This is a genomic window from Mesorhizobium sp. P2_B11 (genome assembly GCF_056404855.1).
Map to the genome: position 1 here is coordinate 844,641 of NZ_JBFUDF010000003.1, position 20,363 is coordinate 865,003.

Genomic DNA, 20,363 nt, shown 5'->3' on the forward strand with positions numbered 1-20,363 from the left:
CCTAGCGGAAACTTCTGGCAAACGAAAGTGGCCTTTCACGGTCGGCATGTTGCGCCAGGCGGCGTTGCCCGACGTGGGTCAGGTTCCGGGACGTGACTCGGTCCCGTCCTTTTCGCCGCCGAAGCCGTGCATATAGAGCGCCCATTGCAGTCCGATGACGGCGCCCTTGACCGGTTGCAGCAAGACGAGAGACAAAACGATGGTCAGCGGCACCCAGATGGCGATGTGCTGCCACATAGAGAGCGTCGAGGTCGCCTCGACAGCCATGAAGGCGCCAAGCACGATGTGGCCGACGATGACGATGACGAGATAGGCGGGCAGGTCGTCGGCGCGGTGGTGGTAGAGCTCCTCGCCGCAGACGCTGCATTTGTCGACGCTCTTGGTGAAGCCGATAAACAATTTGCCTTCGCCGCAATGCGGACAGCGGCCAAGCGCACCGCGCTTCATCGCCGTCCACAGCGGGCGGGCGACCCGGCCCGAATGATGCTCGCCGCCGAAAACCTGTTCCTGGATACCCAGTTTGGTTGCCATTATCGTCTCCTGCCGCGCGACCCCGGGCGCGATTGCGACGCGCGGGCGCGGCCTTTTGCCTTGTGAAACGACCTCTTGGAGCCGGGCAGGGGCTTCGGGTCGGTCAGCATTTCGAAACGCATCGCGCCGGCCATCGGCGCCACCTCGATCAGGCGAACCTCGACGCGGTCGGCAAGCTGATATCCCTTGCCGGTGCGCTCTCCGAACAGCGATCGCGCGGTTTCGTCGTATATATAGTAATCGCCGTTCAGACTTGACACCGGGATGAAACCATCCGCGCCAAACTGCGGCAATTGGACAAATAGTCCTGATTTGGTGACACCGGAGATGCGCGCGTCAAACCGGTCGTCGATGCGCTCGGCGAGATAGGCGGCGATCAGCCGGTCGACCGTGTCGCGCTCCGCCGCCATGGCGCGGCGCTCGGTGCCGGAGATCAGCACCGCCACGTCTTCCAGCCGCGCCTCTTCATCCTGCGTCAAGCCGCCCGGGCCAAGCCCGAGTGCGGCAATCAGTCCGCGATGCACGATCAGATCGGCATAGCGGCGGATGGGTGAGGTGAAATGCGCGTAGCGCTTCAGGTTGAGGCCGAAATGGCCGATGTTCTTGGGCGAATATTCAGCCTGGCTCTGCGAACGCAGCACCACTTCGTTGACCAGGGCCTCATTGTCGCCGCCGCGCACGCGATCGAGAATGCCGTTGAACTGGGCGGGCCGCATCTGCGCGCCGCGCGCCAGCGACAGGCCGAGCGTTTGCAGGAATTCGCGCAGCGATTCCTGCTTGGCCAGCGATGGTGCATCGTGGACGCGGTAGACCAGCGCCTGTTTTTTCGCCTCCAGCGTCTCCGCGGCGGCGACATTGGCCTGGATCATGAACTCTTCGATCAGCTTGTGGGCTTCGAGCCGTTCTGGGACGATGACGCGGTCGACCGTGCCGTCCGGCTTGAGCATGATCTTGCGCTCCGGCAGATCGAGCTCCAGCGGCTGGCGCCCGTCGCGGCCGCGCTTGAGGATCGCGTAGGCGTCCCACAGCGGCTTCAGAACGGTGTCGAGGATTGGGCCGGTCTTGTCGTCGGGCACGCCGTCGATAGCGGCCTGCGCCTGCGGGTAGGCGAGTTTGGCCGCCGACTTCATCATGATGCGGTGGAAAGTGTGGCGCAGCTTGCGGCCGTCGGCCGAAAAAGTCATGCGCACGGCAAGCGCCGGCCGGTCCTGGCCTTCGCGCAGCGAACAGAGATCATTGGAGATGCGCTCGGGCAGCATCGGCACGACGCGGTCGGGGAAATAGACCGAATTGCCGCGCTTCAGCGCCTCGCGGTCGAGCGCGGTGCCATAGCGGACATAGGCCGCGACATCGGCGATAGCGACGGTGGCAATTACGCCACCGGGGTTCTTCTCGTCGAGGTCGGCCGTGGCGAACACAGCATCGTCATGGTCCTTGGCGTCGGCCGGGTCGATGGTGACCAGCGGCAGGTCGCGCCAGTCCTCGCGGTGATCCATCGTGGCCGGCTTGACCGCTTCGGACTCGGCGATGACGTCGGCCGGAAAGATGTGCGGAATGTCGTGGGCATGGATGGCGATCATCGAGACCGCCTTTTCGCTGGTCAGCGAGCCCAGCACCGCCAGCACTTTCGCGCGCGGCAAACCGTAGCGGGAGGCCCGCGCCGGTTCGACCTCGACGAGGTCGCCATTCCTGGCGCCGTTCTGGAATTCCTTGTCGACGATCAGTTCGGGCTGGCGGCGTTCGACCGGCTCGATGAGGAAGGTGCCATCCTGGAGGATGCGAAAGACGCCGAGCACGGCATCGGTCCGCTTCTCGAAAATCTTCATCACCCGGCCGGTATAGGCGGGGCCGGTCGGCTCATCGGTCGGGAAGGTTTTTGCCAGCACGCGGTCGCCGATGCCGGGCTGCGGGCCATTGCCGCCGCGCGAGACGCGGATCGAGACGACGGGCGGTTCGCCCGGGCCGACGGCCTCGGCCGGGTGCGCCAGCAGAATGCCATCGCCGTCGCGGCCGAAAATGTCGAGTACGGCGACATGCGGCAAGGCGCCGACGCGGGCGAGCCGCTTGCGCTCCTTGGTCAACACACCTTCGTCCTGCAGGTCGCGCAAAATGTCCTTCAGCCAGATGCGGTCGTCGCCGCGCAGCGCGAACGCCTTGGCGATGTCGCGCTTGCCCGCGCGGTCGGGATTCTCGGCGATGTAGCGCAGGATTTCGTCACGCGAGGGCCGGTAGTCGTCCTTGACCTTGGCCCTGGTGTCGGCGGTACGCGGATCGCCGTGGCTTCTACCGGTGATCCTGCGCGCCACGCTGCTATCCCTTTTTCTTCGCCGCCGGCTTTTTGGTTGCCGACTTCTTGGCTGTGGTTTTCTTGGCTGCAGGCGCCTTGGCCGCTGCGGCCTTACGGAACGGCTTCTTGCCGCCACCGCCCTTCGCTTCCTTCTCGGCGATCAGCGCCAGCGCGTCCTCGACGGTCACCGACTGCGGATCCTTGCCCTTGGGCAGCGTCGCATTGACCTTGCCGTAGTTGACGTAGGGTCCGTATTTGCCGTCGCGCACGACGATCTTGCCGCCGCCATCGGGATGGTCACCGAGCTCCTTAAGCGCTGCGGCCGTGCCGCCATTGCGGCCGCCCTTGCCCTTCAGCTGCTTCTCGGCGATGACCGAGACAGCGCGGTTGAGGCCGATCGAGAACACGTCCTCGATGCTCTCGACATTGGCGTAGGTGCCGTCATGCAGCACGAACGGACCGTAGCGGCCGAGCCCGGCCGAAATCATCTTGCCCGACTCCGGATGCTTGCCGACATCGCGCGGCAAAGAGAGCAGGGCAAGTGCCTTCTCGTGGTCGATCGAGTCCGGCGTCCAGCCCTTGGGTAGGCTGGAACGTTTCGCTTCCTTGCCGTCGCCGCGCTGGATGTAAGGGCCGAAGCGGCCAGAGCGCAGCGTGATTTCCTCCGCGGTGTAAGGGTCCTTGCCCAGCACCTTGGTACCGTCCTCGCCGCCGCCATTCTCGCCATTCGGGTTGGCGGCGTCGCCGAGCTGGCGGGTGAAGGAGCATTCCGGATAGTTCGAGCAGCCGACAAAGGCGCCGAACTTGCCGAGCTTCAGCGACAGATTGCCGGTGCCGCATTTCGGGCAGATGCGCGGGTTGGAACCGTCTTCACGCGCCGGGAACACCAGCGGCGCCAGTTCCTCGTTCAGCGCATCGAGCACGTCGGTGACGCGCAGTTCCTTGATGTCGGCGACTGCGCCGGAAAAGTCCTTCCAGAAGTCGCGCAGCACGTCCTTCCAGGCGAGCTTGCCGTCGGAAATCTCGTCGAGCTTTTCTTCCAGCGAGGCGGTGAAGTCATATTCGACATAGCGCTCGAAGAAGCTTTCGAGGAAGGCCGACAGCAGCCGGCCCTTGGCCTGCGGCACCAGCCGGCGCTTGTCGATGGTGACGTAGTCACGGTCTTCCAGCGTCTTCAGGATCGCGGTGTAGGTGGAAGGACGACCGATGCCGAGCTCTTCCAGCTTCTTGATCAGCGACGCCTCGGAATAGCGCGGCGGCGGCTCGGTGGTGTGCTGGGTGGCGTTGATGGCCTGTCGCGCAAGCTGCTCGCCGGCGCGAATCTCGGGCAGACGGCGGTTTTCCTCGTCCTCAGCGTCGTCGTCCTTCTGGTCGGTGTAGGCGGCGATGAAGCCGTCGAAGCGCACGACCGAGCCGACGGCGCGAAGTTCCGCCGTGCGGGCGCCGTTGACCGCCTCGATCTCAACCGTGGTGCGCTCGATCTCGGCCGACTGCATCTGGCTGGCGATAGCGCGCCTCCAGATCAGCTCGTAAAGCCGCAGCTGGTCGGAATCGAGATACTGCCTGACCGAAGCCGGCGTGCGCATGAAATCGGTCGGGCGGATCGCCTCGTGCGCTTCCTGGGCGTTCTTGGCCTTGGTGGTGTACTGACGCGGCTTTTCCGGCAGATATCGTGCGCCGAATTCCTTAGCGATGGCGTCACGTGCGGCATCGATCGCCTCCGGCGCCATCTGCACGCCGTCGGTTCGCATATAGGTGATCAGGCCGGTGGTCTCGCCGCCGATCTCCATGCCTTCATAGAGGCGCTGCGCCACCTGCATGGTGCGCGTGGCCGAAAAGCCGAGGCCAGAGGAGGCCGCCTGCTGCAGCGTCGAGGTGGTGAAGGGCGGGCCGGGATTACGCCTTGTCGGCTTGGCTTCCACCGACAGCGCCTTGAAGGTCGCGCCCTCGAGCATGCCCTTGATGTCGTCGGCCTGCGCCTTGTTGGCGATGTCGAGCTTCTGCAGCTTTTTGCGCTCGAAAGCGGTCAGCCTCGCCTCGAAAGTGTCGTTGCGCGGCGTGCCGAGCAGAGCGGCGATCTGCCAGTATTCCTCGCGGATGAAGCGTTCAATTTCGGATTCGCGGTCGCAGACCAGGCGCAGCGCCACCGACTGGACGCGGCCGGCCGAACGGGCGCCCGGCAATTTGCGCCACAGCACCGGCGACAGCGTGAAGCCGACGAGATAGTCGAGCGCCCGGCGGGCCAGATAGGCATCGACCAGCGGTCCATCGATCTGGCGCGGATTGGCCATCGCTTCCAGCACCGACGATTTGGTGATGGCGTTGAAGACGACGCGGCTGACTGGCTTGTCCTTCAGCGCGCGCTTCTGCTTCAGCACTTCCAGCACGTGCCAGGAAATGGCTTCGCCCTCGCGATCCGGGTCGGTGGCGAGGATCAGGCCGTCGGCGTCCTTGACCGCCTTGGCGATGTCGGCGAGGCGCTTGCCCGATGCGGTGTCGACCGCCCAGGACATGGCGAAATCCTCGTCCGGACGCACCGAGCCATCCTTGGCCGGCAGATCGCGGACATGGCCGAACGAGGCCAGAACCTTATAGTTCTTGCCGAGGTATTTGTTGATTGTCTTTGCCTTGGCCGGCGATTCGACGACGACGACGTCCATGAGTTCTCATATCAGCTGTGGTGCGGCAGAAGGATTCCGCTGCGCGCGACGAAATCTCGTTCTATTTGCCGCTCACATGGCCGCGCTTTTGCATCCGGTCAAGGGGAGGCGGCCAAATTGCCGGCACGTCGGCAGCAATACACTCTAAGAGTGTATGGAGAAAATCACAGAATTCGAGGACATGCGGTTTGGGCGCCAAGTGTTGCGCAAACGACTCGGGATGGCGCGCTTGTCGGTCCTTGCGAGGTGCGGCAAAACGAAACCGGCTGCCGGGTCGTTTGGAGCCGGCAGCCAGCTGAGTCCCACCGATCGGCGGGAGCAGAGGTTCGAAAGATCAGTCGGCCTTGACGATATGCCAGACTTCGCCGACGCCGTCGCCGGTGACGTCACCAGCCTTCTTGTCCTTGATGAAGGTGTAGACCGGCTTGCCGTCATAGGCCCACATCTTGGTGCCGTCGGTGCGGTCGACGATGGTCCATTCGTCGTCCGCCTTCGCGCCGTCCTCGGCCTTCAGCGGCGGCCAGTTGGTGGCGCATTTGTCGTAGCAGTTGGTCTTGCCCTTCTCGTCCTTGTCATAGGTGTAGAGCGTCATGCCATTGGCATCGGTGTAGATCTTGGTGCCGTTGACTTCGGCTTCCTTCCACGCTTCGGCGGCAAAGGATGCGGCGGTGCTGAGCAAAAGCGCGGCCAGGCCAACAGTGATCGTTTTCATGGAAATCTCCCTGGGCTATCCGAAGAAGCGCGCAGAAATCGCGGCTTCGCTCTGTGAACGCTTGGCGAGGGACGTTTCTTCCCTGGCCTGGTCATCTGACGATCGGCCGGTAACAATTCCTCCGGCGGGGTCGTACCTGTAGCCAAATGCCACACGATGGTGATTGGCGAACATGGTTTTGCGTCGCTATATCGGCGCAACGAATCTGGAGTTTCGGGATGGCATTGGACATCGGCTATGTCAGCGCGGTCGGGGCGGGGGCGCTTTCGTTCCTGTCGCCTTGCGTGCTGCCGCTGGTGCCACCCTACCTCTGCTACATGGCCGGTGTGTCGGTCGACGATTTTCGCGGCGATGATGCCGGCGTCACCGCCAAGGCCGGCGCGCGCGGGGCATTGCTCTATTCCTCGATCGCCTTCGTGCTCGGCTTTTCCACGGTCTTCGTAGCACTCGGCGCCGGCGCCTCGACAATCGGCCACTGGCTGCGCGTCTGGCAGGAGCAACTGGCGATGGCCGCCGGCGTGCTGATCATCCTGATGGGGCTGAATTTTCTCGGCATCCTGCGCATTCCGTTGCTGTCGCGCGAGGCGCGCTTCCAGTCACAGGGCAAGCCGGCCAGCATGGTCGCCGCCTATGTCATGGGCTTGGCCTTCGCCTTCGGCTGGACGCCCTGCATCGGCCCAGTGCTCGGGCCGATCCTGACGCTGGCGGGCGGCAGCGAGACGGTGGGCGAGGGCGCCCTTCTGCTTGCCGCCTATTCGCTTGGCCTCGGCATCCCGTTCCTGATCGCCGCCTTGTTCTCCGGCGCTTTTATGCGCTTCCTCGGCAAATTCCGCGTCCATCTCGGCCGTGTGGAAAAGGCAATCGGCGCTCTGCTGGTCGTCGCCGGCGTGTTTTTTCTCACCGGTGGAGTGCAGACGGTGTCCTACTGGCTCTTGGAGAATTTTCCGGTGCTGGGACGGCTGGGATGATTTTTGTCTGATGCCGAGCCAATTTTCGTGTTCGAAGTCGTTGCAAATCAAAGCGTTGTAGTCGGCAGGTACGAGGTTGGCGCCTGGTCGCGCCTCTAGATTCGCGCCGAGCGCATTGCGGCCTGAACCAGGATCCGCCCTGGCATTCGGTTGCGGGGATGATGATGCATCGCTCGAAGGGTTGGCGCAGGACGCGCGGGCACTTTCCCACAGTGGAACAACGGCCAAAACGAAACGCGCCCGTATGAAACGCCTGAGGCCGGGTGTGCCTCGTAATAGGTCGGATTTTGCCGGCACGACGCTTGCACTGTGGTGGTCGACGCAGACTGCGGGGGCAACATTGTTGGGATGTGCTCCAAGCCCGCGTCGACCGAGGCGGCTGATGCCGCCTCGGTGCCCCGTACAGCACAATGGACGGGGGCCGGAACCTACCAGAACGGGCAATCGATGTTATGCGCGTCCTTATGTTTCGCACGCCTGAATGAAAAGGAAAGATTTTCAGTTGGATTTGATTCAAATTAATGCGGCGAGCCATTAGGGCCGGTGTGAAAGCCTTCTACTTCGCCAGAACGTTGGGTGCTGAGCAGGCTATGTACTTTCCGCAATTTCTGGTGGGCATGTTTGCGACGTCGCTCGGCGTGGCGATCTGGGCTTACATAGTGACCGGTTCCATCTGGAGTGCGTTCGGTTGGACTTTGCTCGCCCTGATTATCCTACAGGTCGGGTACATCGGTCTGGTATTTCGCCTGATCTACCAGCGGGTTTCACCACGCGGCGAGGCAAGCCCCGCGCCGCCGTACTATGGAGACCGTGTCCGGCACTAGCCGCTCTCGCCGTCACAAGAGCTTGTCGAGTGCCGGTATCCTGATCCGGCCGGTGTCGGGACGATGATGAGCACCGGGATACGAACCCATGACCTGCTGAATTGAAACTCAGCTGCCCTACCGTCTCACCGGAATTTAACCGCATTGGTGCAGCATGGCGCCAGATGCTACCACTCTCCGATTCCTGATCCCTTCCATACGGTTGTCCTTCCATGAGCCAGAGATCCTGCCTGTCCGTCATCCTCGCCGCCGGCGAAGGCACGCGCATGAAGAGTGCGCTGCCGAAGGTGCTGCACCAGATTGCCGGGCTGCCGATGGTGGCGCATGTGGTGAAGGCGGCGGAAGCCGCCGGCGCTACCAGCCAGGCGCTGGTGATTGGCCATGGCGCCGACGAGATGCGCAAGGCAGCCGCGAAATTCGCGCCCACGGCCGAAACGTTCGTGCAGGAGAAGCGCCTTGGCACCGCGCATGCCGTGCTGGCCGCGCGCGAAGCGATATCAAAGGGTTATGACGATGTGCTCGTGATGTTCGGCGACACGCCGCTGATCGATGCCGAAGCGCTGACGAATGCGCGGCAAAAGCTGGCCGACGGTGCCGCTGTGGTCGTCGTCGGCTTTCGTCCGCCCAATCCGACCGGCTATGGCCGATTGATCGAAAAGGACGGCAAGCTCACCGCCATCCGTGAGGAAAAGGATTGTTCCGCGGAGGAGAAAAAGATCGGCTTCTGCAATGCCGGCATGATGGCGGTGGCCGGCGCTCATGCGCTGAAACTGCTCGATGAAGTCGGCAACAAGAACGCCAAGGGCGAATATTATCTCACCGACATCGTCGAGATCGCCAGCGCGAAAGGCCTGGATGTCGTCGCCACCGAAGCTAGCTTCGAGAGCGCGCTCGGCATCAACAACCGTGCTGAACTGGCGCAGGCGGAAGGCATCTGGCAGCAGCGCCGCCGGCATGAGGCGATGCTGTCCGGCGTCACGCTGATCGCGCCGGAGACTGTCTATTTCTCGCACGACACCGAGATCGGCGCCGATACGGTGGTCGAGCCGAATGTCTGGTTCGGTGCCGGCGTCAAGATTTCTACCGGCTCCACCATCCATGCCTTCAGCCACCTCACCGGTGCCACCATTGCCTCGAATTGCGAGGTCGGCCCGTTTGCACGGTTGCGGCCGGGCGCGGATCTCCGGAACAAGGCCAAGGTCGGCAATTTCTGCGAGGTCAAGCAGGCGACGGTCGAGGAAGGCGCCAAGGTCAACCATCTGACCTATATCGGCGATGCCCGTGTGGGTGCGGGCGCCAATATCGGCGCCGGCACCATCACCTGCAACTATGACGGCTATTCGAAGTTCTTCACCGACATCGGCGAGGGTGCTTTTGTCGGCTCGAATTCGTCACTGGTTGCGCCGGTCACCATCGGCAAGGGCGGCTACATCGCCTCGGGCTCCGTCATCACCGAAAGCGTGCCCGACGACGCACTGGCCTTCGGCCGCGCCCGCCAGAAGACGATCCCCGGCAAGGGCAAGGAAATACGCGAGCGCTTTGCGTCAGCTGCGGCGGCGAAAAAGAAGGCCGCCGCCGACCACTAGGGACCTTGGCAATCAGTCGTCCGCTTCTTTGCCGAAGCTGGCCGTCACTTCGATCTTCCCGACGATCGCCTTGTTGAAATCGGCGAGGTCTTCGGCCGGAATCCAGTATTCCAGATGCGCCCTGCTGCCGGCATGTTCGACCTTGTAACGGTCGAGGAAGCTTTTCAGCACGTCGAACCGGGTAACGAAGCCCGAGCCGCTCGCCGGCACGTTCCAGTCGCGCGCGATCTGCGTCGCATAGGCCTCGGTCAGAACCGGATAGAAGATCGGCTGATCGGGCAGGCGCGGCGGGAATTCGCGCATCCCCGACGCCTCGATCAGTTCCAGTTCCTTCGGTCCAACAGGACGCCAGAGTGTGACGGTGGCTTGGCTCATCATGGCCGGACCTTAGCCAGATATTGCGAAAACGAGAACCAGACGCCTGAAAAATCGAGCAATTGCAGTAACCGGATTGCAAGAGCGGCCTGTCATGGTGCATCGGGTTGAGAAGCGTTCCGTTACATCGGACGAAACGCAAAGTGACTTTCGCGGCGGGCCGGCAATCCCTAGATAGCGCTGGTTTTCCATCGGGAATCGGGGGCAGGCGCATGTGCGGTATCGTCGGAATTGTCGGCCAGCAACAGGTCGCGCCGCTCATTGTCGACGCGCTGAAGCGGCTGGAGTATCGCGGTTATGACTCGGCAGGCGTCGCCACGGTCGAGAAAGGCGCGCTCGGCCGCCGCCGCGCCGAAGGCAAGCTGATCAACCTCGAACGCCGGCTGAAGGACGAGCCGCTCGACGGCACGATCGGCATCGGCCACACACGCTGGGCAACGCATGGCGTGCCCAACGAGATCAACGCGCATCCGCATTTTTCCGACGGCGTTGCCATCGTCCATAACGGCATCATCGAGAATTTCGCCGAGCTGCGCGACGAACTGATCCGCGACGGCTACGCCTTCTCGTCGCAGACCGACACCGAGGTGGTGGCGCATCTGGTGGCGCGGGAACTCGCCAAAGGGTTGAAGCCGATCGAGGCCGCGCACCAGGCGCTGAAGCGGCTCGAAGGCGCCTTTGCGCTGGCGATCATGTTCACGGGCGATGAAGACCTCATTGTCGGCGCCCGCAACGGCCCGCCGCTGGCCGTCGGCCATGGCGATGGCGAGATGTTTCTGGGCTCGGACGCCATCGCGCTCGCGCCCTTCACCAATTCCATCACCTATCTCGAAGACGGTGACTGGGCGGTGGTGCGCCGCGGCGGCGTGACCATTTTCGACATTGACGGCAACAAGGTAGCCCGCAAGCGCCAGCAGTCGCTGTCGACCAGTTTCATGGTCGACAAGGGCAACCGCCGCCACTTCATGGAAAAGGAAATCCATGAGCAGCCGGAAGTGATCTCGCACACGCTGGCGCATTACGTCGATTTCGTCTCCGGCGTTTCGAAGCCGTTGGAGCTGCCGTTCGACTTCGCCAAGATCGGCCGGCTGGCGATCTCGGCTTGCGGCACCGCCTATCTCGCCGGGCTGATCTCGAAATACTGGTTCGAGCGCTATGCGCGGCTGCCGGTCGACATCGATGTCGCCTCGGAGTTCCGCTACCGTGAAATGCCGCTGTCGGACAAAGATGCCGCCTTCTTCATCTCGCAATCGGGCGAAACCGCCGACACGCTGGCCTCGCTGCGCTACTGCCGCAAGGCCGGGATGAAGATCGGCGCCATCGTCAATGTTCGCGAATCGACCATGGCGCGCGAATCCGATGTCGTGTTGCCGACATTGGCCGGCCCGGAAATCGGCGTCGCCTCGACCAAGGCGTTCACCTGCCAGCTTTCGGTGCTGGCTTCGCTTGCGGTGCGTGCCGGCGTGGCGCGCGGCACGATCTCGAAGGACGAGGAAAAGGCGCTGGTGCGCGCGCTTTCGGAGGCGCCGCGCTACGCCAACCAGGTGCTGAAGCTCGAAGAGCAGATAGAGCGCATTGCGCGCGAAATCTCGCGCTACAAGGACGTGCTCTATCTCGGCCGCGACACCAACTTCCCGCTGGCCATGGAAGGCGCGCTAAAGCTCAAGGAAATCTCCTACATCCACGCCGAAGGCTACGCCGCGGGCGAGCTGAAGCACGGGCCGATTGCGCTGATCGACGAGAATATGCCGGTCATCGTCATTGCGCCGCATGACCGCATTTTCGAAAAGACCGTGTCGAACATGCAGGAAGTGGCAGCGCGCGGCGGCAAGATCATTCTGATCACCGACGCCAAGGGCGCGGCGCAGGTCAGCGTCAAGACGATGGAGACGATCATCCTGCCCGACGTGCCCGAAATCATCTCGCCGATCATCTACGCACTGCCGATCCAGATGCTGGCCTACTACGCCGCCGTCTTCATGGGCACCGACGTCGACCAGCCGCGCAATCTGGCGAAATCGGTGACGGTGGAATAGCTTTTCGGCACGGTGACAAGGTTGCGGATGACGCCAACGCTTCCTCTTCGTCATCCTCGGGTCTGCGCCGCGTCGCTTCGCTCCTTGCTCCGCCCGTGGATGACGAAGGGGGAGGTATGCTCACCCGCCAGTAGAAATTCGGCTCAATCGGGCTGGTGCCAATGGGCTTGGTCGCACTGGGCGCCGTAGCCGACGACCGGGGGGAAACCGTCCTCGCCGGTCGTGCTGACCGAGAGTTCCATGGCGTCCTTGCGATAGTAGAAATTGCAGAAATTGAAGCCTGTTCCCGAACAGATGTCGATCTCGACGATGCCTTGCTTGCTGAGTTCCAGTTCCAGGCCGTATCGCCCCTCGTCGGTGGCGAGATTCTTGGGATTCTTGAAGGGAGCCCAGCCTGCCGAGATCAAGGACTGGCGCGCCTGGTCGATCGGTTTGCCATAGACATTGGGCACCTTGCCCAGGCCCTGGCAAACCGCATCTTCAGCGGCGACCGGAACGACCTCGAGGCTTTTGCCGTCGACATGGATATCCGCGACGGGCATGGCAACCAATCCGCCATCCAAGATGCGCAAGCCCTCCTGCAGCACCGCTATGCTGCCGATGGTCTGTTTGGCGCCCTTGGCGGCGTAGGCCAGAGCGATCAACTGCCGGTCCGAGAAGATGGCAACATTGCCCTTGTCGATCTCGCAGGCGCCACTGGTGGAGGGGGCGAACTGACCGGCGAAACTCACGGCCTGATAGGCGCCGAGCGGCACTTCCGCCGTGACGCCCCAGCCCAGCGCTGCAACAGCCTGTCCGCCCGCCGTCTTTGGCTCGGTCAACTTCCAGTCGCAGCCCTTTTGCGATGCGGCGGAGGCCGGCGCCTTTGGAAGGTGATCAAGCGTGACGAACTCGATGCCGGCAACGTTCGACTTGGCCGAAACGCCATCATTAGGCTGTTGCTGGGCATGGGTAATACCCGCCATGCCAGTCAGAGCGAACACAAGAATCAATCTGAGCATGGGCTTCCCCGTTTCCTGTCCCGGACTGACCGTCGCTCCGGATTTTGTCAACGGCGCGCCCGAAACAGGGTGAATTTCCGCAGGCCCGTGGCCTGAAACCGGGCGCTGAGGCTGGAAAATCGGACCGCTCCAGCGCCGCGGCACAATTAAAAACTTCGCAGTTCCAAAGCGCCTTCGGGTTCGAAGAGCCGCTGTGATGCAAATGCAATCACCGCGGCTCTTTTTCTGCCTGGGCATGATCTTTTTCCGAAAACCAGTTCCCACTTTTCGGGATCATGCTCTAATGTTGCGCTGCAACCCGCGCGCCGGTGAACCATGTCCGATGCTCCCAGAACTTCCGGCATGACCCGGCTGAGGAATTATTTCCTCACAGGTTTTATCGTCTGCGCGCCGCTGGCGATCACCGCCTATATCGCCTGGTCGTTCATCGGCTGGGTCGATTCCTGGGTAAAGCCGTACATTCCGGCACGCTACAGCCCCGACACCTATCTGCCGTTTACGGTTCCCGGTTTCGGCCTGATCGTGGCGCTCATCCTGATCACGCTGATCGGCTTCATGACGGCCAACATTGTCGGCCGCGCCATCGTCAATTTCGGTGAGCGGCTGCTTGGCCGCATGCCGCTGGTGCGCGGCATCTATGGCTCGCTGAAGCAGATTTTCCAGACGGTGCTGTCGAACAAGGGCGACATGTTCCGCCAGGTCGGCCTCGTGGAATATCCGCGCAAGGGCGTCTGGTCGCTGGTCTTCGTCGCCAGCGAGAAGGAGACCGAGATCAACCAGAAGCTCGACCAGGAGGGCGACCCGATGATCGCCGTGTTCATGCCGTGCACGCCGAACCCGACCACTGGTTTCCTGATGTATGTGCTGAAATCCGACATCGTGCTGCTCGACATGACGATCGAGGACGGTGCCAGGCTGATCGTCTCGGCCGGGCTGGTGGCGCCCGAGGTCAAGCCGAAAATGGTGACGGTGAACGGTGAGCCGATCGACGGAGACCTCGCCAACCCGCCGCTTGGCGCCCTGGCTCAGCCGGCGCGTAAAAGCCGCACAGCCTCGTCGCGGCCGAACAAATAGAGCAGCAGGCGCAGCGCTTCGCCGCGTTCGGATTGCAGCTCCGGATCGCGCGACAGCACCAGCCTTGCATCGTCGCGGGCCGCTTCGAGCAGGTCCGCATGCGCCTCGATGCGCGCCACCTGGAAGCCCGGCGTGCCGGACTGGCGGGTGCCCAGCAACTCGCCTTCGCCGCGCAGCTTCAGATCTTCTTCGGCGATCAAAAAGCCGTCCTCGGTCTCGCGCATCACCGACAGCCGGCGCTTTGCCGTTTCGCCGAGCGGGTCCTTGTAGAGCAATACGCAAGATGAGGGTTTATCGCCGCGCCCGACGCGGCCGCGCAGCTGGTGTAGTTGTGCGAGGCCAAAGCGCTCGGCGTGCTCGATGACCATGATCGTGGCATCGGGCACATCGACGCCGACCTCGATTACCGTGGTGGCGATCAGGATGCGGGTTTCGCCGGCCTTGAAGGCGCGCATCGCCTCGTCCTTTTCCGCGCCCTTCATGCGGCCGTGGACGAGGCCGATGCGGTCGCCGAACAAGGGTTGCAGCGAGGCAAAACGGTCCTCGGCCGACATCAGCTTGATCTCTTCGGATTCCTCGACCAGCGGGCAGATCCAGTAGATTTTCTGGCCGTCAGCGACGGCGTCGAGCATGCGGCCGACCAGTTCGTCGAGCCGTTCGAGCGGCAAAGTGACGGTGCGGATCGGCTGGCGGCCGACCGGCTTTTCCGTCAGCTTGGAGACGTCCATGTCACCGAACGCGGTTAGCACCAGCGTGCGCGGAATCGGTGTTGCCGTCATCACCAACATGTCGGGGGCGTCGCCCTTGGCGGTGATGGCAAGCCGCTGGTGGACGCCGAAGCGATGTTGCTCATCGACCACGGCAAAGACGAGGTCGTGGTAGGCCACCGTTTCCTGGAACAGCGCATGGGTGCCGACGACGATGTCGATCTCGCCGCTGGCCAGACCGGCCAGCGTTTCGGTGCGCTCGCGGCCCTTCTCGCGGCCGGTGAGGATGGCGACGCGCAGGCCGGCCTGTTCGGCCAGCGGCGTGATCGTCGCCAGATGCTGGCGCGCCAGGATTTCGGTCGGCGCCATCAACGCCGCCTGGCCGCCGGCCTCGACAGCGCGCGCCATGGCCAGCAGCGCCACCACCGTCTTGCCGGAGCCGACATCGCCCTGCAGCAGCCGCAGCATGCGTTCGGGGTCGGCGAGATCGGCGTTGATTTCGGCGAGCGCGAATTCCTGGCTGCCGGTCAATGAATAGGGCAGGGCCGCGCGTAACTTCTCGACAATGCGGCCGTCGCCGATCAGCGGCCGGCCCGACAGGCGGCGCACCTTTGTCCGCACCAGCGCCAGTGAGACCTGGCCTGCCAGCAACTCGTCATAGGCAAGGCGGCGCCATGCCGATCCCTCGATGGCGACATCGATCGGGTCCGCGGGATAGTGGATGCGGGCAAGCGCATCGGCGAAGGCTGGAAACGTCTGCTTGCGCATGAAGGCGTCGTCCTGCCATTCCGGCAATTCCGGCAACCTTCCGAGCGCCTGGCCGATGGCGCGCCGCAACACTTTGCCGGACAGGCCGGCGGTGAGCGGATAGACCGGCTCGACCAGCGGCAAGCTCTCCGTGTCGCCGGCGAGCGCAATATGGTCGGGATGGACCATGGTCGGGCGGCCGTTGAACCACTCCATGCGGCCGGAGACGGTGACGTGTTCGCCCACCGGCATCGCCTTTTCGAGATAGGCTGCATGGGCATGGAAGAAGGTCAGGCCGATCTCGCCGGTGTCGTCATGGGCGTAGACGCGGTAGGGCACCGAGCGGTTGCCGCGCGGCGGCGGCTGGTGGCGATCGATGCGAACGTCGAGCGTGACGATGGCGCCGGCAGGCGCAAGCGCGATACCGGGACGGTTGCGGCGATCGATGACGGTGTGCGGCAACACGAACAACAGGTCGCCGGCGCGCGCCGGCCGATCGCCGAGATCGGCCGCCACCACCTTCTCGATCAGCGCGCCGACTTTGGGGCCGACACCGGCAAGGGAGGTGATGGGGACGAAGAGTGGGTCGAGGAGAGAAGGGCGCATTTCCTTACCCTCCCCCCTGTGGGGAGGGTCGATCCGCGAAGCGGATCGGGGTGGGGGTCGGTGCGCGCCTATCTTCGGAAGAAAGAGGCGCACCAGCGCCGCACCCCCACCCCGTCTCACCCGCTTCGCTTCGCGAAGCGTGCTCGCCGACCCTCCCCATAGGGGGGAGGGTAAAGCGCGGGCGATGTCCGCCACCGATCTTGTCAGGAATGTTCTTCACACCCGGGATGTTTAGCCGCCCACCGGCCTGTTGCAAGGCTGACACCGCCCTCTATCCACGCTATATGCGCCGCACCAAGTGAGGATGCGGCATCATGACCGGGACGAAACGATCAAGCGAGGGGCTGGATGTCAGGCGTCGCAAGCTGTTGTTTCGCTCCTGGCATCGCGGCATGCGCGAGATGGACCTTATCCTCGGCACCTTTGCCGACAACGAGATCGGCGCCTTGACCGGCGATGAAATCGACCAATATGAGAGGCTCCTCGACATTCCCGACACCGAATTCCTGCCCATGGTGACCGGCGAACGCCCGGTTCCCGGGGATATCGACTGTGCCGTCCTGCAAAAGATCCTGGCGTCGCGCCGGACCATGACATTCTGAACACAAGCAATTCCAGGAAAAGTGCGAAGCGGTTTTCCGTTCGGAATTGCGACAACTTAAACAAGCAATTCCAGGAAAAGTGCGAAGCGGTTTTCCCACGGGAATTGCGACAACCAAGACCGTGCAATTATGAGCCTCATCCCAAAAATCGGTCTGCCGAAAGGCCGCGCCGGCCAATTCATCGTCGACGGCGTCGCCGACGGCTACGAAGCCTTTGCGCTGGTACAGGCGATCCATGAGATTGCCCCGGACAAGCCGGTGCTGTTCGTGGCGCGTGATGGCCAGCGCCTGCCGGCAATCACGGAGGCGCTGACCTTTGCCTCGCCCGGCCTGCCGGTGCTGGAATTGCCGGCCTGGGACTGTCTGCCTTACGACCGCGTCTCACCCGGCTCGGACGCCGCCGCCAAGCGGCTCGATGCGCTCACCGCAATGATAGCGCTGGCCAAAAAGCCGCATCGCGCCGTCATCCTGACCACCGCCAATGCGCTGCTGCAGCGCATTCCGCCGGCGGACCTTGTCGAGGCGCAGACTTTCCACGCCAGGCCCGGCAACCAGATCGACATGAACGCGCTGGTGTCGCGGCTTGAGATTTCCGGCTTCGAGCGGGTGCCGACGGTGCGCGGCGTCGGCGAATTCGCGGTGCGCGGCGGCATCCTCGACCTTTACGCGCCCGGCTGGACGGAAGCGCTCAGGCTCGATTTCTTCGGCGACACGCTGGAATCGATCCGCGTCTTCGACGCCGCTACGCAGCGCACCACCGGCCAGCGCAAGTCGATGGCGCTGCAGGCGATGAGCGAAGTGGCGCTGACGCCGGAAACCATCAGCCGCTTCCGCCGCTCCTATATCGAGGCCTTTGGCGCGCCGCAGCGCGATGATGGGCTTTATGCGGCGGTGAGCGAGGGGCGCCGTTTCGCCGGCATGGAGCACTGGCTGCCGCTGTTCTACGAGCGGCTGGAGACGGTGTTCGACTATCTGCCGGACGCGCCTGTGATCTTCGATCATCTGGCGCATGAGGCGCTGGCCGAGCGCCATACGCTGATCCTCGACCACTACGAGGCGCGCCGCAAACAGGCCGACGCCGCCTTGAAGGACGCCGTGCCCTACAAGCCGGTGGCGCCGGACCTGCTCTATCTCTCGCCGGAAAACCTCGTGGCGTCGCTCGGGCCGCGCGAGGCCATCGACTTCACCGCCTTCGATGCGCCCGATGTCGGGGCCAGGAAAGTCTTCCATGGCGGTTCGCGCCATGGCCGCAGCTTTGCCGAGGAACGCGCCGACCCCAACGCCAACGTCTTCGACGTCGTCGTAAAACACATTGCCAACGAGCGCGCGGCGCGCCGCCGCGTCATTGTCGCCGGCTGGACCGAGGGATCACTCGACCGGCTCGGCCAGATTCTCGCCGAACATCATCTCGGCAATCTGGTGCCGGTGGCAACGCTGGCAGAGGCGGAAAAGCTCGAGCCGGGGCAGGCGGCGCTTGCCGTGCTGCCGCTGGAATCCGGCTTCGAGACCGAACAGCTGGTCGTCGTCGCTGAGCAGGACATTCTGGGCGACCGGCTGATCCGGCGCTCAAAGCGCAAGAAGCGCGCGTCCGACTTTATTGCCGAGGCATCGTCGCTTTCGGCGGGCGACATCGTCGTCCATGCCGATCATGGCATCGGCCGCTTCATCGGCCTGCGCACCATCGAGGCGGTCGGCGCGCCGCATGATTGCCTGGAAATCCACTATGCCGGCGACGACCGGCTGTTCCTGCCGGTGGAAAATATCGAGCTTCTGTCGCGCTATGGTTCGGATTCAGCCGAAGCCTCGCTGGACAAGCTTGGCGGCGGCGCCTGGCAGTCGCGCAAGGCACGGCTGAAGAAGCGCCTGCTCGACATGGCGGGACAGCTGATCCGCATCGCCGCCGAGCGGCAGATGCGCTCGGCCCCCACCATGGTGCCGGCGGAAGGGCTCTACGGCGAATTCTCGGCCCGCTTCCCCTATGAGGAGACCGAGGACCAGCAGGGCGCGATCGATTCCGTCATGGACGATCTCGGCGCCGGCAAGCCGATGGACCGGCTGATCTGTGGCGATGTCGGCTTCGGCAAGACGGAAGTGGCGCTGCGCGCCGCCTTCATCGCGGCGATGGAAGGGTTCCAGGTCGCAGTGGTGGTGCCCACGACGCTGTTGTCGCGCCAGCATTTCAAGACGTTTTCGCAGCGCTTCTCCGGCCTGCCGATCCGCGTCGGCCAGGCCTCGCGGCTGGTCGGCGCCAAGGAACTGGCCGAAACCAAGAAAGGCATCGCCGAGGGTCAGGTCGACATCGTCATCGGCACCCACGCGCTGCTGGGGTCGGCGATCTCGTTCAAGAATCTCGGCCTGCTGATCATCGACGAGGAGCAGCACTTTGGCGTCAAGCACAAGGAGCGGCTGAAGGACCTCAAGACCGATGTCCATGTGCTGACGCTGTCGGCGACGCCGATCCCGCGCACCTTGCAGCTTGCCCTGACGGGTGTGCGCGAACTGTCGCTGATCGCTACGCCGCCGGTCGACCGCATGGCGGTGCGCACCTTCATCTCGCCCTTCGATCCGTTGGTCATCCGCGAGACGCTGCTGCGCGAGCGTTATCGCGGCGGCCACTCCTTCTATGTCGTGCCGCGCATCAGCGATCTCGCCGAAATCCATGATTTCCTGCGCGAATCCGTGCCGGAGCTGAAGGTGGCGGTGGCCCATGGCCAGATGCCGCCGGGCGAACTCGACGATATCATGAACGCCTTCTATGACGGCCAGTACGACGTGCTGTTGTCGACCACCATCGTCGAGTCCGGGCTCGATATCCCGACCGCCAACACGCTGATCATCCATCGCGCCGACATGTTCGGCCTGTCGCAGCTCTACCAGCTGCGCGGCCGTGTCGGCCGCTCCAAGGTGCGGGCGTATGCGCTGTTCACGCTGCCGGCCAACCGCAAGCTCACCGACACCGCCGAGCGCCGGCTGAAAGTGCTGCAGTCGCTGGACACGCTTGGCGCCGGCTTCCAGCTCGCCAGCCACGACCTCGATATAAGAGGCGCCGGCAATCTTCTCGGCGAAGAGCAATCCGGCCACATCAAGGAGGTCGGCTTCGAGCTCTACCAGCAGATGCTGGAGGAGGCGGTGGCTGAGGTCAAGGATTCCGGCGAGGTCCAGGATGGCGGCTGGTCCCCGCAGATCGCTGTCGGCACCGCTGTCATGATCCCGGAAAGCTATGTGCCGGACCTGCAGCTGAGGCTGGCGCTCTATCGGCGTCTTGGCGACCTCGAAAACACCGAGGAGATCGATGCCTTCGGCGCCGAACTGATCGACCGTTTCGGGCCGCTGCCGGAGGAAGTAAAACATCTGCTCAAGATCGTCTTCATCAAGGCACTCTGCCGCAAGGCCAATGTCGAGAAGCTCGATGCCGGGCCAAAGGGTGTCGTCATCCACTTCCGCAAGCGCGAGTTTTCGAACCCGGTCGGGCTGGTCAAGTTCATCGGCGAGCAAGGTTCGCTGGCCAAGATCCGGCCCGACCACAGTGTCGTCTTTACCCGCGACTGGCCGACGGCGGAGAAGCGGCTGGCAGGTTCGGCGGTCGTCATGACGCAGCTGGCGCGGCTGGTGGAGAAGGCCTAGGTGCCGCCGGCCGGCATTCGCCA

At 63.6% G+C, this 20,363-nt stretch carries 14 protein-coding genes; 7 read left to right on the forward strand and 7 right to left on the reverse strand.

The genetic code is table 11. From position 1 onward, the window contains the following. Nucleotides 1–78: 78 nt before the first annotated feature. The 4 genes from AC1DYJ_RS12690 to AC1DYJ_RS12705 all read right to left on the reverse strand — a co-directional run bounded on the left by AC1DYJ_RS12690 (nucleotide 79) and on the right by AC1DYJ_RS12705 (nucleotide 6,190). Nucleotides 79–531 carry a DUF983 domain-containing protein gene (locus AC1DYJ_RS12690; protein ID WP_477281243.1) on the reverse strand — a complete coding sequence of 151 codons (453 nt, stop codon included), beginning with the start codon at nucleotides 529–531 and terminating at the stop codon, nucleotides 79–81. Then, on the reverse strand, nucleotides 531–2,837 hold the full coding sequence (rnr, locus tag AC1DYJ_RS12695) for a ribonuclease R (protein WP_477281245.1): 2,307 nt from the start codon (nucleotides 2,835–2,837) through the stop codon (nucleotides 531–533). The genes AC1DYJ_RS12690 and rnr overlap by 1 nt, the downstream gene beginning before the upstream one ends. Before the next feature lie 4 nt (nucleotides 2,838–2,841). Then, a complete protein-coding gene (topA, locus tag AC1DYJ_RS12700) occupies nucleotides 2,842–5,478 on the reverse strand; it encodes a type I DNA topoisomerase (protein WP_477281247.1) in 2,637 nt (878 codons plus the stop codon). Nucleotides 5,479–5,812: 334 nt separating this feature from the next. Next, the gene (locus AC1DYJ_RS12705) at nucleotides 5,813–6,190 is read right to left on the reverse strand and encodes a COG4315 family predicted lipoprotein (protein ID WP_477281249.1); all 378 of its coding nucleotides are present in this window, start codon (nucleotides 6,188–6,190) and stop codon (nucleotides 5,813–5,815) included. A 218-nt stretch (nucleotides 6,191–6,408) separates the two neighbouring features. Between AC1DYJ_RS12705 and AC1DYJ_RS12710 the strand changes: the two genes are divergently transcribed. From AC1DYJ_RS12710 to glmU, 3 genes are all read left to right on the forward strand, one after another. Next, the gene (locus AC1DYJ_RS12710; protein ID WP_477281251.1) at nucleotides 6,409–7,158 is read left to right on the forward strand and encodes a cytochrome c biogenesis CcdA family protein; all 750 of its coding nucleotides are present in this window, start codon (nucleotides 6,409–6,411) and stop codon (nucleotides 7,156–7,158) included. Nucleotides 7,159–7,703: 545 nt separating this feature from the next. Beyond that, nucleotides 7,704–7,982 (forward strand): hypothetical protein, encoded by a 279-nt coding sequence (locus AC1DYJ_RS12715; RefSeq protein ID WP_477281253.1) that lies wholly within the window; start codon nucleotides 7,704–7,706, stop codon nucleotides 7,980–7,982. A 212-nt stretch (nucleotides 7,983–8,194) separates the two neighbouring features. Next, nucleotides 8,195–9,568: a bifunctional UDP-N-acetylglucosamine diphosphorylase/glucosamine-1-phosphate N-acetyltransferase GlmU gene (gene glmU, locus AC1DYJ_RS12720; protein ID WP_477281254.1), complete on the forward strand. Its 1,374-nt coding sequence runs from the start codon at nucleotides 8,195–8,197 to the stop codon at nucleotides 9,566–9,568. Between the two features lie 12 nt (nucleotides 9,569–9,580). On the opposite strand, the gene AC1DYJ_RS12725 is transcribed toward glmU, so the two are convergent. Beyond that, nucleotides 9,581–9,943 carry an ADP-ribosylation/crystallin J1 gene (locus AC1DYJ_RS12725; RefSeq protein WP_477281256.1) on the reverse strand — a complete coding sequence of 121 codons (363 nt, stop codon included), beginning with the start codon at nucleotides 9,941–9,943 and terminating at the stop codon, nucleotides 9,581–9,583. Between the two features lie 212 nt (nucleotides 9,944–10,155). On the opposite strand from AC1DYJ_RS12725, the gene glmS reads away from it, so the two are divergent. After that, entirely contained in the window at nucleotides 10,156–11,979 is a 1,824-nt protein-coding gene (gene glmS, locus AC1DYJ_RS12730) for a glutamine--fructose-6-phosphate transaminase (isomerizing) (RefSeq protein ID WP_477426095.1), read from the forward strand. Between the two features lie 143 nt (nucleotides 11,980–12,122). Here the strand turns inward: glmS and AC1DYJ_RS12735 are convergent, their stop codons facing one another. Continuing rightward, nucleotides 12,123–13,217, reverse strand: coding sequence for a hypothetical protein (locus AC1DYJ_RS12735; RefSeq protein ID WP_477281260.1), 1,095 nt, complete (start codon nucleotides 13,215–13,217; stop codon nucleotides 12,123–12,125). 78 nt (nucleotides 13,218–13,295) lie between these two features. Between AC1DYJ_RS12735 and AC1DYJ_RS12740 the strand changes: the two genes are divergently transcribed. After that, a complete protein-coding gene (locus AC1DYJ_RS12740; protein WP_477281262.1) occupies nucleotides 13,296–14,054 on the forward strand; it encodes a DUF502 domain-containing protein in 759 nt (252 codons plus the stop codon). Here the strand turns inward: AC1DYJ_RS12740 and recG are convergent. Then, nucleotides 14,006–16,114 carry an ATP-dependent DNA helicase RecG gene (recG, locus tag AC1DYJ_RS12745; protein WP_477281264.1) on the reverse strand — a complete coding sequence of 703 codons (2,109 nt, stop codon included), beginning with the start codon at nucleotides 16,112–16,114 and terminating at the stop codon, nucleotides 14,006–14,008. The two genes, AC1DYJ_RS12740 and recG, sit on opposite strands and share 49 nt — an antisense overlap. Before the next feature lie 314 nt (nucleotides 16,115–16,428). On the opposite strand from recG, the gene AC1DYJ_RS12750 reads away from it, so the two are divergent. Next, nucleotides 16,429–16,716, forward strand: coding sequence for an FAD assembly factor SdhE (locus tag AC1DYJ_RS12750; protein ID WP_477281266.1), 288 nt, complete (start codon nucleotides 16,429–16,431; stop codon nucleotides 16,714–16,716). A 129-nt stretch (nucleotides 16,717–16,845) separates the two neighbouring features. After that, nucleotides 16,846–20,340, forward strand: a complete 3,495-nt coding sequence (mfd, locus tag AC1DYJ_RS12755; RefSeq protein ID WP_477281268.1) for a transcription-repair coupling factor — start codon at nucleotides 16,846–16,848, stop codon at nucleotides 20,338–20,340. Nucleotides 20,341–20,363 lie beyond the last annotated feature (23 nt).